The sequence below is a fragment of the Streptomyces sp. NPDC017448 genome, assembly GCF_044330565.1.
Taxonomy (GTDB): domain Bacteria; phylum Actinomycetota; class Actinomycetes; order Streptomycetales; family Streptomycetaceae; genus Streptomyces.
Genome location: NZ_JBIRLM010000010.1, coordinates 162,062 through 177,086, shown reverse-complemented (window position 1 = coordinate 177,086; position 15,025 = coordinate 162,062). Strand labels below are relative to the sequence as shown.

General features: G+C 75.1%; 20 protein-coding genes. 8 read left to right on the top strand and 12 right to left on the bottom strand.

Annotation, left to right across the window (positions count from 1 at the left end):
• The first annotated feature begins 149 nt into the window (after nt 1–149).
• Nucleotides 150–1,676: a helix-turn-helix domain-containing protein gene (locus tag ACH4K1_RS18770; RefSeq protein ID WP_398090401.1), complete on the top strand. Its 1,527-nt coding sequence runs from the start codon at nt 150–152 to the stop codon at nt 1,674–1,676.
• Between the two features lie 146 nt (nt 1,677–1,822).
• On the opposite strand, the gene ACH4K1_RS18765 is transcribed toward ACH4K1_RS18770, so the two are convergent.
• A complete protein-coding gene (locus ACH4K1_RS18765) occupies nt 1,823–2,014 on the bottom strand; it encodes a DUF6381 family protein (protein ID WP_228994628.1) in 192 nt (63 codons plus the stop codon).
• Nucleotides 2,015–2,242: 228 nt separating this feature from the next.
• The gene (locus ACH4K1_RS18760) at nt 2,243–3,439 is read right to left on the bottom strand and encodes an aromatic acid exporter family protein (RefSeq protein WP_398090400.1); all 1,197 of its coding nucleotides are present in this window, start codon (nt 3,437–3,439) and stop codon (nt 2,243–2,245) included.
• A gap of 125 nt (nt 3,440–3,564) precedes the next feature.
• Between ACH4K1_RS18760 and ACH4K1_RS18755 the strand changes: the two genes are divergently transcribed.
• Nucleotides 3,565–3,747, top strand: a complete 183-nt coding sequence (locus tag ACH4K1_RS18755) for a DUF6480 family protein (RefSeq protein WP_398090399.1) — start codon at nt 3,565–3,567, stop codon at nt 3,745–3,747.
• Nucleotides 3,744–4,415: an endonuclease gene (locus ACH4K1_RS18750; RefSeq protein WP_398090398.1), complete on the top strand. Its 672-nt coding sequence runs from the start codon at nt 3,744–3,746 to the stop codon at nt 4,413–4,415. The genes ACH4K1_RS18755 and ACH4K1_RS18750 overlap by 4 nt, the downstream gene beginning before the upstream one ends.
• Nucleotides 4,416–4,496: 81 nt before the next feature.
• Here the strand turns inward: ACH4K1_RS18750 and ACH4K1_RS18745 are convergent, their stop codons facing one another.
• From ACH4K1_RS18745 to ACH4K1_RS18725, 5 genes are all read right to left on the bottom strand, one after another.
• Complete coding sequence (locus ACH4K1_RS18745; protein ID WP_398090397.1) at nt 4,497–4,676, bottom strand: hypothetical protein; 180 nt, start codon at nt 4,674–4,676, stop codon at nt 4,497–4,499.
• A 74-nt stretch (nt 4,677–4,750) separates the two neighbouring features.
• The gene (locus ACH4K1_RS18740; RefSeq protein WP_398090396.1) at nt 4,751–5,140 is read right to left on the bottom strand and encodes a hypothetical protein; all 390 of its coding nucleotides are present in this window, start codon (nt 5,138–5,140) and stop codon (nt 4,751–4,753) included.
• Nucleotides 5,141–5,338: 198 nt separating this feature from the next.
• Nucleotides 5,339–6,079 (bottom strand): hypothetical protein, encoded by a 741-nt coding sequence (locus ACH4K1_RS18735; RefSeq protein ID WP_398090395.1) that lies wholly within the window; start codon nt 6,077–6,079, stop codon nt 5,339–5,341.
• A gap of 68 nt (nt 6,080–6,147) precedes the next feature.
• Complete coding sequence (locus tag ACH4K1_RS18730; RefSeq protein WP_073770646.1) at nt 6,148–6,342, bottom strand: hypothetical protein; 195 nt, start codon at nt 6,340–6,342, stop codon at nt 6,148–6,150.
• A gap of 117 nt (nt 6,343–6,459) precedes the next feature.
• Nucleotides 6,460–7,335 carry a phosphatidylinositol-specific phospholipase C/glycerophosphodiester phosphodiesterase family protein gene (locus ACH4K1_RS18725; RefSeq protein WP_398090394.1) on the bottom strand — a complete coding sequence of 292 codons (876 nt, stop codon included), beginning with the start codon at nt 7,333–7,335 and terminating at the stop codon, nt 6,460–6,462.
• 308 nt (nt 7,336–7,643) lie between these two features.
• Between ACH4K1_RS18725 and ACH4K1_RS18720 the strand changes: the two genes are divergently transcribed.
• Nucleotides 7,644–8,405: a hypothetical protein gene (locus ACH4K1_RS18720; protein WP_398090393.1), complete on the top strand. Its 762-nt coding sequence runs from the start codon at nt 7,644–7,646 to the stop codon at nt 8,403–8,405.
• 331 nt (nt 8,406–8,736) lie between these two features.
• Here ACH4K1_RS18720 and ACH4K1_RS18715 read toward each other — a convergent pair whose 3' ends face one another.
• Nucleotides 8,737–8,883 carry a hypothetical protein gene (locus tag ACH4K1_RS18715; RefSeq protein ID WP_398090392.1) on the bottom strand — a complete coding sequence of 49 codons (147 nt, stop codon included), beginning with the start codon at nt 8,881–8,883 and terminating at the stop codon, nt 8,737–8,739.
• Nucleotides 8,884–9,193: 310 nt separating this feature from the next.
• Between ACH4K1_RS18715 and ACH4K1_RS18710 the strand changes: the two genes are divergently transcribed.
• The 3 genes from ACH4K1_RS18710 to ACH4K1_RS18700 are packed head-to-tail and all read left to right on the top strand — an operon-like array spanning nt 9,194 to nt 10,244.
• The gene (locus tag ACH4K1_RS18710; protein WP_398090391.1) at nt 9,194–9,610 is read left to right on the top strand and encodes a phage holin family protein; all 417 of its coding nucleotides are present in this window, start codon (nt 9,194–9,196) and stop codon (nt 9,608–9,610) included.
• Nucleotides 9,607–9,972, top strand: coding sequence for a DUF3618 domain-containing protein (locus tag ACH4K1_RS18705; protein ID WP_398090390.1), 366 nt, complete (start codon nt 9,607–9,609; stop codon nt 9,970–9,972). The genes ACH4K1_RS18710 and ACH4K1_RS18705 overlap by 4 nt, the downstream gene beginning before the upstream one ends.
• Nucleotides 9,969–10,244 carry a DUF4235 domain-containing protein gene (locus ACH4K1_RS18700; protein WP_398090389.1) on the top strand — a complete coding sequence of 92 codons (276 nt, stop codon included), beginning with the start codon at nt 9,969–9,971 and terminating at the stop codon, nt 10,242–10,244. Before ACH4K1_RS18705 ends, ACH4K1_RS18700 begins: the two co-directional genes overlap by 4 nt.
• Nucleotides 10,245–10,449: 205 nt before the next feature.
• Here ACH4K1_RS18700 and ACH4K1_RS18695 read toward each other — a convergent pair whose 3' ends face one another.
• Nucleotides 10,450–11,352, bottom strand: a complete 903-nt coding sequence (locus tag ACH4K1_RS18695) for a serine hydrolase (RefSeq protein WP_398090388.1) — start codon at nt 11,350–11,352, stop codon at nt 10,450–10,452.
• Complete coding sequence (locus tag ACH4K1_RS18690; protein WP_398090387.1) at nt 11,349–12,251, bottom strand: LysR family transcriptional regulator; 903 nt, start codon at nt 12,249–12,251, stop codon at nt 11,349–11,351. The genes ACH4K1_RS18695 and ACH4K1_RS18690 overlap by 4 nt, the downstream gene beginning before the upstream one ends.
• A 163-nt stretch (nt 12,252–12,414) precedes the next feature.
• On the opposite strand from ACH4K1_RS18690, the gene bla reads away from it, so the two are divergent.
• Nucleotides 12,415–13,350, top strand: coding sequence for a class A beta-lactamase (gene bla / locus ACH4K1_RS18685; RefSeq protein ID WP_398090386.1), 936 nt, complete (start codon nt 12,415–12,417; stop codon nt 13,348–13,350).
• Between the two features lie 43 nt (nt 13,351–13,393).
• On the opposite strand, the gene ACH4K1_RS18680 is transcribed toward bla, so the two are convergent.
• Together ACH4K1_RS18680 and ACH4K1_RS18675 are read right to left on the bottom strand one after the other, a co-directional pair.
• The gene (locus ACH4K1_RS18680; protein ID WP_398090385.1) at nt 13,394–14,068 is read right to left on the bottom strand and encodes an ABC transporter ATP-binding protein; all 675 of its coding nucleotides are present in this window, start codon (nt 14,066–14,068) and stop codon (nt 13,394–13,396) included.
• Nucleotides 14,061–14,990 (bottom strand): ABC transporter ATP-binding protein, encoded by a 930-nt coding sequence (locus ACH4K1_RS18675; protein WP_398090498.1) that lies wholly within the window; start codon nt 14,988–14,990, stop codon nt 14,061–14,063. The genes ACH4K1_RS18680 and ACH4K1_RS18675 overlap by 8 nt, the downstream gene beginning before the upstream one ends.
• Between the last annotated feature and the right edge of the window lie 35 nt (nt 14,991–15,025).

Genomic DNA, 15,025 nt, shown 5'->3' with positions numbered 1-15,025 from the left:
ACGGGAACGGGGACCAGCCTGGGCCGCCGCCCCGGATCCGGACAAGCGCGACACGGCTTCCCGCCGGGCTGGAACCGTCCCACCCCCGGTGACGTGGGTGTTCCCAAAGGGCTGGAACGCCTCGGAACGGCGCGGGGGAGGTCGAGCGGGTGGTGGGTGACGCCGGGGGGACGGCACGGGCGGTACTGGCGGCGCGGCTGAACGCGCTGCGGGAGGGGTCGGGCCGGACGTACGCGTCGCTGGCCCGCCGGATCGGAGTCAGCGGCTCGACGCTGCACCGGTACTGCACGGGGCGGACGGTCCCCGCGGAGTTCGCCCCGGTGGAGCGGCTGGCCCGGCTGTGCGGCGCGTCGGCCGCCGACCGGCAGGCACTGCACCGCCTGTGGCTCCTCGCGGACGGGGAGCGGGCGGACCGGCAGGGGGCGGAGGAAGCGGTGGGCGGGCCCGTCGGCGGGCCGCCGTCTGCCGGGGGCGGTCCTGAGGCCGGGGCGGCCCTCTCGGCTCAGGAGGCCCACGAGGACGCGGACGGCCCGGTGCGGGGCGGGGGCCGTCCCGGGACGGACGGGGTCGGGGCCGGGCCCTCGGTGGCCACCGCTCTCGGGCCGTCCGGCGGGGGGACGGCCCGCCCCGGCCCCTCCTCCGGGGAGGCGGAGACGGCCGTACCGGAGGGCGGCGGACGTTCCCCGGTGCCCGATTCCCGGCCCCGCCGAGCGCGTGGGTACGGGCAGGTGCTCGGCGGTCTCGCCGCCGCCTCCCTCGTCCTCGCCCTGGTCGCGGCTCTGGGCGGAACGGCGCCCTCCGGACCGGCCGGGGGCCGCTCCCCTGCCGGCCGTCCGGGTCCGCCGGCGGTGGGCGCCCCGGCGCTCACACCTTCGGGCCCCTCCGCCCCCGCGACCCCGCGAGCCGCGCCGAGCCCGCCGCCGAGCGGGACGCCGTCCGGCGGCGGCACGGCTTCGCCCGCGCTGTCCGGTACCGAGACGCGCGACCAGGCCGGGTCCGCCCCTGTGGGGGGCCCGGCGGGCCCGCCGCCGGGCCCTGCGGCCGGGCGGGCGCCGTTCACCTGGACCGGCGAGGACCATGTCTGGAAGAACGGCTGTGACCACGCCTACCGCCTCGACCGGGCCCCCGGCGCCGTGCCGCCGCCCCCGGCGGAGGCCGACGCCGCCCCCTGGGCGGCTGCGCTCGGCGCGGTGCACGCGGGCGAGACGGGGGTCCGGATCACCGTGCAGGGCCGGGACGAGCGGGCCGTGGTGCTGGAATCCCTGCGCATCCGGGTCGTCGAGCGCCGCCCGGTGGCCGGGGGCCGGGTCTACCGCATGAGCTCCGGCTGCGGCGGATCCCTCACCCCGAGGATGTTCGACGTGGACCTCGACGCGCCCCGCCCCGCCGCCCGCCCGGTCGCCGGCAACGATTCCGGCGAGCCCGTCGCGGCCGTGGCCTTCCCGTACCGCGTGTCGGTCACCGAGCCCGAGGTCTTCCTGATCACCGGCCGTACGGTCGGCTGCGACTGCGACTGGTTCGCGGAGCTGGGCTGGAGCAGCGGCGGCCGGTCCGGCACCGTGCGCGTCGACGACGGCGGGCGGCCGTTCCGTACGGGAGGGGTGCGGGGGCGGCCCGTGCTCGACTACGACACGACCGCCCGCCGCTGGGTGGCCGCGGAGGCGGCCGGGTCCTGAAGCGGCGGGCCGCCGCACGGAGGCGGCCGGGGCGCGGGGCGTCCGCGAAGGGGGCGGGGGGCCCTACCGGGTACGGAGCGCACCCGGTCCGCGGGCCCCGCCCGCGGGACCGCTCACCGGTTCGCGGCCCCGCTTCCGGGCCCTGCCTACTTTTCGGGGTAGACGTCCCCGGCCGCCATCGCGCTCTGCTGTTCGCTCCGGTCCCGGATCGTCCGGGACTTCTTCTCCAGCCGCTCGCGTTCGTGCGGGTCGCTCGCGCGCTCCGCCGCCTCCGCCAGCTGCCGGGCCTTCTCACGCATCTGCCGGGCCAGGTCGGCCGGCTCGTCCGAACCGCTCATCACCACTCCTTGGACGCAGGGGACCTCTGTCCCCAGCGAACCAGCGACCGGCCGCCTCCGCATGTCGCGCGGCCGGGCGCGGACCGCTCTCGGCGGCGGGCGGCCGGGCACGGACAGCCCCGCGCCGCCGGGCCCGGGCGCCGGCCCCGGGCTCGGGCGCCGGCCCCGGGCTCGGGCGCCGGCCCCGGGCCCGGGCGCCGACCCCGGTCGTACGCCTGCTCGGGCAGGCTACCGGCCCAGCCGGCTCATCAGCGCGCGCAACCGGGGGTGGCGGGCGTGCGCCTCCGCCGAGCGGCGGTCCAGCTCCTCGCCGAGCCGCTTGGTGCGCTCCTCGATGTCGAGTTCGTCCAGGATCCGGTCGATCTCGGCGAGCAGGGAGCCGTGCAGCTGCCACTGGCGCGGGTGCTCCTGGACGTCCTCCAGCAGCAGATCGGCCACCAGGTCGCGGGTGGCGCGGCTGCGGGCGAGCGCCTCGGAGAGCCGTTCCTCCGCCGCGTCGGCGTCGGCGGCGAGCTGGGTCGTCACCAGGACGGCGAAGCTCTCGATCGCCTCCGCGAGGTGGCCGAAGAGTTCTTGGAGCAGTTCCGTCACGTCGGACGGGAACAGCGCCTCCTCGGTACGGGCCTTCGCCAGGTCGGTGAGGGAGCGGGAGAGGACGCGCAGGACGACGGCGCAGATCTCCAGCGTGTCCAGCCCCGTCCGCAGGACGACCCGGTGCAGCAGTCCATGTCTCACCCTGGGGTTGAAGGTGAGACTTTCCTCCGCCTGCCGCAGGGAGGCGTCGACCTCCACGATGTCGTGGTCGAGTCTGCGGGCCTCGTGGAGCCGGGCGGCGGCCCGGGAGACGGGGCTGTGCCCCACGACCTCCTCGCCCATGCCGCGCAGCATCGCGCCCATCCGGGCGGCCAGCGATTCGATGGAGGCGCCGGCCGAGCCGACCCAGACGGGCGGGGCGAGGAGCAGGTTGAACAGGAGCCCGACGCCGGCTCCGATCAGCGTCTCCCACACCCGGTCCCAGGCGGTGTCCGCGACCTGGGAGACGCCGAGGACGAGCATCGCGCTGATCGCCACCTCCGGCACGAACTCGTTGACCCGTACCAGCCGTCCGATCATCAGCGCGGTGAAGATGGTCAGGCCCAGGCTCCACCAGCTCAGCCCCACCAGGGAGCTGAAGCCGATGGCGATGAGGACGCCGACGACCACCGAGTTCACCCGGCGGATACCGGTGGTGAGGGTCGCGTAGAGGGTCACCTGGACGACCAGGAGCGCGGTGAGGGGAGCGGTCAGCGGGGCGGGTTCGGGCAGGAACCAGACGGCGACGGAGTAGGCGATGACGGCGGCCGCCGTCGAGCGCAGCGTCTGCACGCCGACGGGTTCGGTGGTGCGCTGTACGAGTTTGACGACGGGAGCGGAGACTCGGGGCATTCCTTGACGGTGCCCCGAATCCTCTCCCTCAGCACTCCCCCCGCCCGGGCTCCGCCGTACGGCCCTGTCCCCGGGGCGGAACACGCGGGGGTGCGCGGGGACGCGGTCGGAGAGACCCTGGAGGCATGGCTGTTCTGCTGAATCCCCCAGGTGAGACACCGCCCGCCGAAGGATCCATCGGTGAGGCCCACGAGGAACGCGCGGACGGAGGGCTCTGGGAGCACCCGGGCGTCTGGACCGGGCTGATCCTGCTCGGAGCGCTCATGGTCGCCGGGTTCTTCCTCGCCCGCGTCTTCGGCTTCGGATGAGCGCCGGGGTCTCCGCATCGGCGCGCCGGACCGCCGACGCGCTGCTGGAGCGGTACGGGCGGACGTATGCGGCGGAGGCGGGCATCCGGATGCGCGACACCCCGCAGCCCCTGTACCAGCTCCTGGTGCTGAGCCACCTGCTGAGCGCCCGCATCCGCGCCCCGGTCGCCGTGGCGGCCGCGCGGGCGCTGTCCGGGCACGGGATGCGTACGCCGCGCCGGATGGCCGACGCGACCTGGCAGCAGCGCGTGGACGCGTTGGGCGAAGGCGGCTACCGCCGCTACGACGAGCGGACCTCCACCCAGCTGGGGCAGGGCGCGGAGCTGGTCCTCGACCTCTGGAAGGGCGATCTGCGCCGGCTGCGCGCGGAGGCGGACGGCGACGGGGAAGCGTTGCGGGCGGGCCTCCAGCGGGTTCCGGGAGTCGGCCCGGCGGGAGCCGACGTCTTCGTACGCGAAGTGCAGGGGCTGTGGCCGGAGGCCGGGTTCCACGTCGGCGCGAAGGGCCTCCAGGGAGCCGAACGGGTCGGACTGCCCGCCTCCGCCGCCCGGCTGGCCGAGGTGGCCCGGGGCAGGGATCCGGCGGTGTTCGCCGCGGCGCTGGTCAGGGCGGCCCTCGACAAGGAGAGCGCCGAGGCGGTCCGGGAGGCCGCGCGGGCCCGGAAGTGAACCCCGTGGCGGCCGAGGGGCGGGGCGTACGAGGGCGCCCGGGCCGTGCGTGCGGCCCGGGCGCCCTCGGTTCCTCCCCGCTCAGCGGCCGGCGGCCGCCCGCGCCGCGCGGGCCCGGGCCTCCGCGCGGCGGGCCTCGGCCTGTTCCCTCCTGCCCTCGGCCTTCAGCCGCTCGTTCTCGAGGGCGATGCCGTCCGATTCCTTGATCATGCCTTTGAGCCTCCGCGCCTTGGCGCGGGCTATGTCGGTGCTCTTTCCCACTGCTGCCTCCATGCCGCGGGGGGACACGCGCTTTCCCCTCCACTATGCCTATCCGCGCGGCGGAGCGCAGGGGCCTACAGCAGCGGGCTCTCGCCCTCGTCCGTGCCGCCGCCCTCGACCTGGAGGGCGAGGTCCTGGAGGACGTCGGCCGACGACACGTCGGTCTGCCCGGAGTCATGGACCTGGGCCAGCATCGTGAACGCGAGGGTGAAGGCGCTCACCAGCTGCTCGACCGCGCCGCCGACCTCGCGTCCGACGACGGCGACCACCTCCTCGACGGTGAAGTCGTCGGGGATGGCGATGTGGGGCATCGTCTCGTTGAGCAGGGCGGTGACGGCGCCCGCTCCCGTGTCCAGGTCTTCCCGTTCGAGGTCCGCCTCCAGCAGACGCTGCATTTCGCGCGCCTCTGTGAGGATGCCGATCACACGCTTCACGACTTCCCGTTGCTCCATGGGCGCGAGCATAGGCCGTGGGGGCCGGTCGCAGCCTCCCCTCGCGTGGACGTGCCCCGGTTGTCGCAGCGAGGAGCGGACCTCTTGGCCGGACGGACGGTAAAGCGCGCGGGAGAACGAGCGGAGCCCGGCGGGGCCGTCGCGCTGCCGCCCCGTGGCGGCGGCCGTCCCGCCGCCGTGGCGCTCGCCGTGGCCCGGGGCGGGGCGCGCTCAGCGCGGCGGGCGCTGGGGGCGGGAGCGGTTCTCCCGCATCGCCCGGCGGATTCCCGCCGCCGTCGAGCGGGCGTGTTCCGTGGTCGCCGTGCGGTCGGCGACCGAGGTGACGAAGCGGTGCAGCGGCTGTCGGCAGTGGGCGCACGGGGTGTCGGTCGTGATGTGGTAGCCGTCCTCGCACTGCGGGTCGGTGCAGGAGCCGGGTCGCAGGAGCTGCTCGGCGATGTCCTGGGCGCTCCACCGGCGGCGGCCGTCCTCGTCCAGCTCGCCCAGCGCGTGGGACCAGCGGAGGTTCCAGCGGCGTTCGACGCGCTCGCGCAGCTGGGCGGCGCTGCGGACGGCGATCTCCTGGTGGATGAGGTCGTGGACGGTGCTCGGCACCCGGCCGCCCAGGGCCTGGAGGAGCTGGGGCGGCAGGGCCTGGAGGACGTAGCCGCGCGGGTTGCTGCGGGCGTTCTCCCGCCAGCGGTCGCAGGCGCAGGAGCCGTCGGGGCGCTTCGGAGCGTGGCAGCGGCCGCACAGGCCGCGGCACTCGGCGCAGAGCCCGCCGTCGAGTCCGTCCAGGTGGGGCGCGGGGGCCCGGCCGCAGGCGTGGCAGCAGGCGGCACACGGTCCGCAGAGCCGTTCGTCGCCCGCCTTGGTCGTCCAGCTCCGCGTCTGGCACCGGCAGCACAGGGCCGTGTTGCAGTACTCGTGGTGGGCGGCGCCCGAGTGCCGGCCGGGTGACGGGAAAGACATCTGCCCATTGTGCGGGATGCCCGGTGCGGGCGCGGCCGGCCCCCTGCCGGGTCCGGCCGCCGGTTCCGTCAGGGGTGCAGGCTGCTGACCAGGTCGGCGGTGGCGCCGATGCCGTCGTGGATGGTCGGGGCCATGCTCGTACTGGCCATGAGGAAGCCCAGCAGGGCGCAGACCAGCGCGTGGGAGGGCTTCAGCCCGCCGTTGCGCAGGAAGATCACCGCCAGGATCGTCAGAAGCAGCACCAGTGAGATCGAAATGGCCATGGCCAACCTCCTCCGCCGCGCCGGATTTGCGGCATTCGGCCGCCAGTGTGGCGCAGCGGGGCGGCCGTTCGGCGCACTGGCGTGTCCGCCGAACGGGTACTCCCGGCAGGTGGCGCGTTAGAGGGCCGCGGCGGCGCCCCGGCGGGCGCGCAGGAACGCTTCCAGCCCGGCGAGGTCGTCGGTGTTGAGGTGGTCGACCCCGGCGGCCAGCAGCTCGGACCAGACCGCCTCGCGTTCGGGCCCCGGGAGGTCGGGCGTGGCCCAGAAGCGGATGCGGCGGCCTTCGCGGTGGGCGGCGGCGACGAGGGCGCGCAGCCGGTCCCGCTCGGCGCGGGGGAAGGGGCCCGTGCCGCGCCAGCCGAAGCTCTGGGTCCAGTTGGCGCTGACGAGCGGGGCGAAGGAGGCGGGGGCCGGGGCGCCGAGGTCGTCGAGACGGCCGTCGTAGAAGGCGAGGCGGGTGGGTTGGGCCTCCATCGGCGTCCGGGCCGCCCGGTCGCCCGAGACGACGACGGTGACCGCCCCGGGGCGGACCCGGCCGTGGTGGTAGCGGGTGAGGTGGCGGTGGCGGCGCAGTTGCCGGTCCAGTTCCCGGTAGGCGGCGACGCCGTCGGCCTTGATGTCGACGAGGAGTTGCAACGGGGCCCGACGGTGCGGGTGCACGCCGCCGCGGCCGGCGCGGACGAGGGCGGCGAGCGGGTCGAGGTAGAGGGAGGCGAGGGTGCGGGCCGGGTCGAGGGTGGCGGGCTCGTGGGCGACGAGGAGTTCGCCGTCGACGAGGAAGACGTCCGCCTCGACGCTGGTGAATCCGTGGGCGAGCGCGTCGTGCAGGGGGCGCGGATGGAGGTAGTCGTTATGGGCGTGGGCGTGGCGTAACGGACGCGGGCGGTGCGGGCGGGCCGGTGCGGCAACCGCGGCGGCGGTGGGGACGGCGATGCCCGCGGCGGCGGTGGCGAGGGCGACCGTGAGCGCGCGGCGACGGGTGGGGTGGGCCATGGGGACTCCCTGAGCGGCGGACGGGGTCGCCACGAGTATGGGGGCGCCGCCGCCTTTATTGTCAGGTGCCTGCCAGGTTGTTCGGCGATGTTTCACGCCCCGGCCACCTCGGAGGCGTCCGGCCCGGCCGGGGCGGCTCCAGCGCCCCTCCCCCGCCGCACCGCCCCTGGCCTCCGGCCCGACGGGGGCGGGGATCGCCCGATGCCCCATCGTGATGCGGGCGTGTACAACCCCGGACGGGTGCCGGGCGTCTGTCAGGCGTCGGGGGACGAACCCCCGGCGTCTGACAGACGGAGATCGGGGATCAGGTGGGAAAGCAGCTCTGGAGAGCCGCCGTGGCCGGTGGCGCGGCGGCGGTCTTCACGGCGGTAGCCGCGGTACCGGCCGGGGCGGTCGAGGGCGGGGCCTCGTTCAGCCGGGTCCAGGTGAACGGCGGCAAGCCGATCGTCATCGGGACGACGAAGGAGGTCGTCGTGCCCGCCTCCTTCCGGATGACGACCGAGCGCCAGGGCAAATGGCGCGCGGTGTTCCTCTACCGCAGTGGCGGGGACCGGCTGTGGCACACCATCGAGACGGACGAGTGCGTCAAGGCGGGCTCGGGCGTCTGCGACATCAGCGAACGTATGTACTTCCAGCCCGGCGTGTACGACATGCGCAACAGCGAGGCCGGCGCCTGGAAGGTGGCAGCCGAGGTGTACTTCAAGGGCGGTGGCGGTGACGTCGACGACAAGGGACAGACGGTCTACGTCCAGCGCAACTCCCGCCTGACCGTCAACGCCTCGCCCGAGCCGGTGGCCAAGGGCAGGACCGTCACCGTGACCGGAAAGGTCACGCGGGCCGACTGGGAGACCAGGAAGTACGCCTCCTACGGCGGCCGCCACGTGAGCCTGCAGTTCAAGCCCGCCGGCGCCACCTCGTACACCACGGTGAAGAAGGTGTACGCGAACGGCTCGGGCGTCCTCAAGACCACCGTGAAGGCGTCCAGGACGGGCACGTGGCGCTGGGCGTACTACGGCAACACCACCACCGGGCCGTCCACCTCGCCCGGGGACGGCGTCGTCGTGAAGTGACGCCCGCCGGGTCGGCGAAGGCGCGGAAGCCGAAGCGCGCTTCCTCGTGCGGCGCCGACTTGAGCCCACGTTCGGGAAACACGCGTCCCAGGTGATGCGTTTCGCCTTCCGGAAGGGCGGACTCCTGGAAAGGGAGTCCGCCCTTCCGCGGCTTGTGCGCCCGGGCCCGGCGGGGGAAGCCGTGGGGCGGAGTCCCATCGCGTCGGCCCCCTCCGATGCCTCCGGGGACGAGGCTCCCCGCCCTGCCGCCGCCGTGCACGGGCTGTCCTTCGCCGTGACCGGCGTGCGGGGTCAGGACGCCCGGGGGGCCTCGCGCGTCGGAGCGCCGGTGTCACCGGCGCCCGCGGAGCCGGCCCAACATGCTGCGGGCCTGGGCGCGCTTGCGCGGGTCGGCCGCGGCACGCCGGGCCGACTCGATGGTCCGCCGCCCCTGGGGGCTGCGAGTGAACCGCGTGATGCGGGCGATCAGTCCGGGCATCGTTCCTCCTCGGGGAGACACACTCTTCGCCTACTCGTCTGCCCCGCTCCGGGCCGTCCGCACCTGCGCGGTGACGGCGCACCGGCCCCGGGCCCGTGCTGCGGGGCCGAACGGCGGATCCGGGACGGGTGCGCTCCGGGAGCCCGAGGAGCGCGGCAGCGGGCGGGTTCAGCGTTGCCTCGCCGCAGGACGGGTGGGGAGGCGAACGGTGGGTAGCCGGGCGACGACGGCCCACACATCCGGATGCGGAGGCTCCGCCGCGGCGGCCGCTTCTCCGTGACCATCCCGATCGAGAAGAGGTGACCTCATCATGAGCACAGCAGGACGGCAGGCCCCCGAGACCGGCGATGAGCCGGTGGGGGTTCTCGTCTCGCGTGCCTCACAGCAGATCTCGGAGCTGGTGCGCGAGGAGATGCGGCTGGCGCGCGCCGAGATGGCGGAGAAGGGCAAGCGTTTCGGGAAGGGCGGCGGCCTGTTCGGCGCCGCGGGGCTCGTCGGCGTCCTGACGGCCCAGGCCCTGGTGGCCACGTGCATCGCCGCACTCGCACTGGTCCTGCCCGTGTGGGCGGCGGCCCTCATCGTCACGGCGGTACTGGCGGCAGTGGCCGGAGTGGCCGCCGTGGCGGGGAAGAAGCAGATCGACCGGGCCGGAACCCCCGCCCCGGAACAGACCATCGACAGCGTCAAGGCCGATCTGGCCGAGGTCAAGGAGAAGGCTCACCGATGAACGACGCATCACAGAACGAGTTGGGGACGCCCACCCCGGAGGAACTGCGCGAGCAGGTCGAGCGCACGCGCGACGAACTCGGGCAGACCGTCGAGGCCCTGGCGGGCAAGGCCGACGTCAAGGCACAGGTGAAGGAGAGGGTGGCGACGGTGAAGGAGCAGGCCGCCTCAGCCTCCGCCCAGCTCCGGGAGAAGTCCGGAGAGGCCGCGCGACTGGTGAAGGACAAGGCCCCGGACCCGCTGGTGGAGAAGGCCGAACAGGGAGCGAGGGCCGCACGCGCCAACCGCACCCCGCTCCTCGCCGGCGGCGCCCTGCTGATCGCCTTCCTGCTGGTACGCCGGAGCCGGGGGCGCAACCGATGAAGAGCACCAAGAGCACCAAGATCGCCTACAAGCCGGTGGGTTTCGCCCTCGGCGCGCTCAGCGGCATGATCGCGAGCGCCGTGTTCCAGCAGACGTGGAAGCTCATCGAAGGCGAGGGCGACGCGCCCGACGCGCTGGACGAGGACCGCTCGTGGCGGCAGATCCTCCTCGCCGCCGCCGTGCAGGGCGCGATCTTCTCCGTGGTCAAGGCCACGGTCGAACGCTCGGGCGCCAAGGCGACCCGCCGCGTCACCGGCGCGTGGCCGGCGTAACCCGCCTGCCGCGCCTGCGGACCGGCGGCCTCCGGGGACCGCCCCGGGGGCCGTCGTCCGCGAGGGGCGACGGCGCCGGGCCCTACACGGCTCGGGGCGCCCGCTCCCGCCCCCGGCCGGCGGGGAAGTCCCGCTCGGGGACGTGAGCCCCGGGGGAAGCGCTGCGGTTGCCGGGCATGAGCCCGGGGAAGCGCTGCGGTCGCCGCTAGAACTGGCGGAGGTGGTCGCGCAGGCTGCGGGCGGCGTCGGCCATCACCGCGTCGACGCCCGGCTGCGCTCCCGCCGGGACCGACGACTCGGTGAGTACGGCGATGGCGAAGGTCTGCCCGTCGGCGTGCTCGACGACGCCGATCTCGTGTCGCAGGTTCAGCAGGGTGCCCGTCTTGGAGGACCATCTGCTCGCGTCGGAGCTGAAGTCCGGGGTCAGCCGGTGGCGCAGCACGTTGTGGGCCATGAGGCCGCGCATCCGCTCGGCCACCTCCGGGTGGATCTTCGACGGGGTCCAGAGGGCCTGGAGGAGGTCCACGAAGGAGCGCGCGCTGCCGGTGTTGGCGCGGGCCGTGTCGAGCTGCGCCACCCGGTGGCCGCGACCGCTGGTGCCCGCGTCGATGGCCAGTGCGTGGGCGAGGTGCGCCTGGCCGGCGTCGAAACGCTCGGCGGGGGTGTCGAACAGCTCCTCCGTCCGGTGGCGGACCGTGATGCCGCGCAGGCCGGCCTCCCGGAGGATGGCGGCGACCCGGTCGGGCGGGGTGAGGGTGAAGAGCGCGTCGGCGGCCGTCCCGTCGCTCAGACAGGTACTGAGATAGAGCAGGTCGTCGATGGCGATCCGGGCGGGGTGCCGGAAGCGGCTGAGGCCGGTCGGGCCCGGCGTGGTCACGCGGCCGGGAGCCACGTCCAGCGGCGTCGCGCCGTCCAGCTCGCCGCGCCGGACGCGTTCGAGCGTGGCGAGCGCGAGGGGGACCTTGACCAGGGAGGCGGACGGCAGCTCCGTGTCCGGCTCGATGCCCAGCTCCTCTCCCGTGCCCAGGTCCCGCACCAGCAGGCAGGCGCGCAGGCCGCCGTCGTGCAGCCGTCCCCGCACCTCCCGCAGCAGCGCCTCGGTGTTCACTCCGCCTCCCCTCCCCCCGTACGGGCCGGGTCCTCCGCGCCCAGGCAGCGGGCGACGGCCCCGCCCAGCCGCGCCTCCATGGGCAGGGGGTTGCCGTCCGCCGCGACCGTGAGAGCGTAACCCCGGCGCAGCGTCAACTCCCCGAGGGGACGCCAGGCCAGGGCGAGTTCGTCCGCCTGTGCCCGGGAACACAGCAACAGGTCGTCGGAGCAGAGCACTTCGGCGGCGGCGGCCGTCGCATCGGATGCGGCGGCCACCTGCGCGGGCCGCAGCCCCACCGCGTCCCGCAGCCGGGTCAGCGGGTCGCGGATGTGCGGCACGTCGTCCTCCGGCTGGATCCAGATCCGGCGGGCCGGCCCCCGGGAGGCCCGTCCGAGCCGCAGCGTCTCGATGTGGATCCGCCGCACCCCGTCGGCCCGCGTTCCGGCCAGCCCCAGCGGCACGGTCCAGGACGCCTCCCCCGCGGGTACGGCGAGCAGCGCGGCCCGCACCTGGTGCGCGTGGAGGAGTTCCTTGCGCCGGGCGGGCCCGGCGGTCCGGAGGTCGAGCCTGACGTCGTGCCCCCGCGCCTCGGCGACCAGGCGGGCCAGGGCGGCGGCGGAGCAGATGGCGGGGACGGCCAGCCGCCAGGGTTTGCGCTTGACGGCTTCGGCCTCGTCCAGCAGGACGTCGGCGGCCTGGACGAGCTGCCGGGCGGCGGTCAGCATGTCGCGCCCGAAGGGGGTGAGCACCGCTCGCCGCGACGTGCGCTCGAACAACTGCTCGCCGAAGCGCTCCTCCAGGGCCGCGACCCGGCGGCTCGCCACCGACTGGGACATACCCGCGGCCGCCGCCCCGTCGGTGAAGCCTCCGTACTCACTGACGCTGACGAACGCCCGACACGCTCCGACCAGATCCACACCCCGAAGCCTATGCGGTTTCGGCATGGAAACGGCCACAAAGGTATTGGACCGCATAACCGGAGGGGACGAAGGTGGCTTCGGCACGCACGACCACACGTCCGGGACCGGAACCGTCCCGGCGCCGATGCGCTCCGGCCCGGAGCGCCAGGAGGTTTGGCCCATGCACCACTCCCGCTTCAGGACCGGCGTCGCCGGAGCGCTCGCCGCACTGTTCCTCGTACCGGTGGCGGCCTGCGGACGGACCGCATCCACTTCGCCTCCCCCGTCCGCCGAACCCGTCGCGGGTACGTCGGCCTCCTCGGCCGCGAAGCCGCCCACCGCCGCGTTCAAGAAGCTGGAACGGGAGTTCGGCGCCCGGCTGGGGGTCTACGCGGTCGACACCGGCACCGGGCGCGAGGTGACCCACAACGACCGGGCGCGGTTCGCCTACAACTCGACCTTCAAGGCGCTCCAGGCCGGGGTCGTCCTCAGCACCTACTCCCTGGACGGCCTGGACAAGCGGGTGACCTACACCCGTGAGGACCTGGTCGCCAACTCCCCGGTGACCGAGAAGCACGTGGACACCGGCATGACGCTCAAGGAGTTGTGCGACGCCTCCGTGCGCTACAGCGACAACACCGCGGCCAACCTCCTCTTCGACCACGTGGGCGGGCCCGCGGGGCTGGACGCCGCGCTGGAGAAGCTGGGCGACGACGTCACGCGGATGGACCGGGAGGAGCCGGAGTTGAGCAGCTGGGTTCCCGGCGAGGAGAGGGACACGTCCACCCCCCGCGCCCTGGCCGGGGACCTGCGTTCGCTCGTCCTGGGCAAGGCCCTGCCCGCCCCCGAGCGGAAGCAGTTGACGACCTGGCTGCGGACCAACACCACCGGGGACGCGGTGATCAGGGCGGGCGTGCCCGACACCTGGGTCGTCGGCGACAAGACCGGGACCGGCAGCTACTACGGAGCCCGCAACGACATCGCCGTGGTGTGGCCCCCGGACTCCGCCCCCATCGTGATCGCCATCCTGTCGCACCGCTCCGCGAAGGACGCCGAGCCGCAGGACGAACTGATCGCCGAAGCGGCCTCCGTGGTCGTGGACTCCCTCTCCTCCTGAGGGCCGGCGGGCGGGCGCGGGGGACGCGCCCGGCCGGGCGTCGTCACCCGGACGGCGCGTTCCCCGCCGGATGCTCGCCCCACCGGACCGTACGGTCGCACCAGCGCTCCAGCAGCACCCGGTCGTGGCCCACCGCCAGCAGCGCCGCCCCGGACTCCGCGCGGTAGCGCTCGACGACCGCGACCAGCGCGGCCGTCGTGGAGGCGTCGAGCATGGCGGTCATCTCGTCGCAGATCAGCAGCCGGGGCCGCAGGACCAGCGCCCGTGCCAGGCAGGCCCGTTGCAACTGGCCGTCGCTCACCGCGTGCGGACGGCGCTCCAGCAGCTCGTCGGAGAGGCCGACCAGCCGGGCCAGCTCCGTCACCCGGTCGGGGGCCTCCCGGCGGCGGCCGGTGGCGCGCAGCGGCTGGGCGACGAGTTCGCGCAGGCTCAGGCGCGGGTCGGCGGAGAGCCGGGGTTGCTGGAAGACGACGCCCACGGCCGTGCGCTGCTCGCGCGGCGCGCGGTGGCGCCAGCCGCGCACCGCCGTGCCGTCGAGGGTCATGGTTCCGGCGTCCGGGCGGTGCAGCAGGGCGGCGACCTTGGCGAGGGTGGATTTGCCGCAGCCGCTGGGACCAAGGAGTCCGACCGCCTCGCCCGCCGCGACGCGCAGGGACACCTCGCGGACGACCGGGTCGCGGCGGTCGTATCCGGCGGTGATGCGGTTCAGCTCAAGCACCGGCGGCCTCCTTGAGCGGGTGCGTCCGGCCGGCCGGCGCGTGGTGGCAGGCCAGGTCCGCGTCGAAGGCCGGGCGTTCGGCGGTGCAGCGGGCGTCCGCGTAGGCGCAGCGGTCGGCGAAGGCGCAGCCCTCGGGCAGCGCTCCCAGCTCCGGCGGCATGCCGGGGATGGGGAGGAAGTCCCGTTCGGGCAGGGCCGCCAGCAGGCCCCGGGCGTACGGGTGGCGGGGGCCGGGCGCTCCGAAGAAGCCCGCCGCCTCCGCGATCTCGACGATCCGCCCCGCGTACATCACGGCGACCCGGTCCGCGATGCGTTCGGCGGCGGCCAGGTCGTGGGTGATGATCAGCAGCGCCCGGCCCTCGTCGGTGTGGCGGCGCAGTTCGTCCACGGTCCGCTCGACCAGGTCCCGGTCGAGTCCGGTGGTCGGTTCGTCGGCGAGCAGCAGCGGCGCGTCGCCGATCAGGGCGAGGGCGGTCGCGGCGCGCTGGGCGAGGCCGCCGGAGAGCTCGTGCGGGTAGCGGTCGAGATGGCCCTCGGGGAACGAGGCGCGGGCGGCGGCCTCGACGGCGGCCTTCGGCAGCGCGTTCCCCCGCACTCCGGTCAGCTCGCGCAGGCTCTCCTCCAGTTGGGCGCGGACGGTGCGCACGGGGGTGAGGTGGGCGGCGGGGCTCTGCGGTACGAGGCCGATGCGCCGCCCCCGTACGGTGCGGGCGAGGACGCGCTCCCCGGCGGTGAGCAGGTCCGTGTCCCCGCCGAGGACGGCGCTGCCGGTGGTGGCCGCGTTGGCGGGCAGCAGGCCGAGGAGGGCGGAGGCCAGGACGGATTTGCCGCAGCCGCTCTCGCCGACCAGGGCGAGGCACTCCCCCGGGGCGACGGAGAAGCGGGCGCCGGTGACGGCGGCGATGTCGCGGCCGCCGCGCATGCGGAAGCGTACGGAGAGGTCCCGGACGTCCAGAA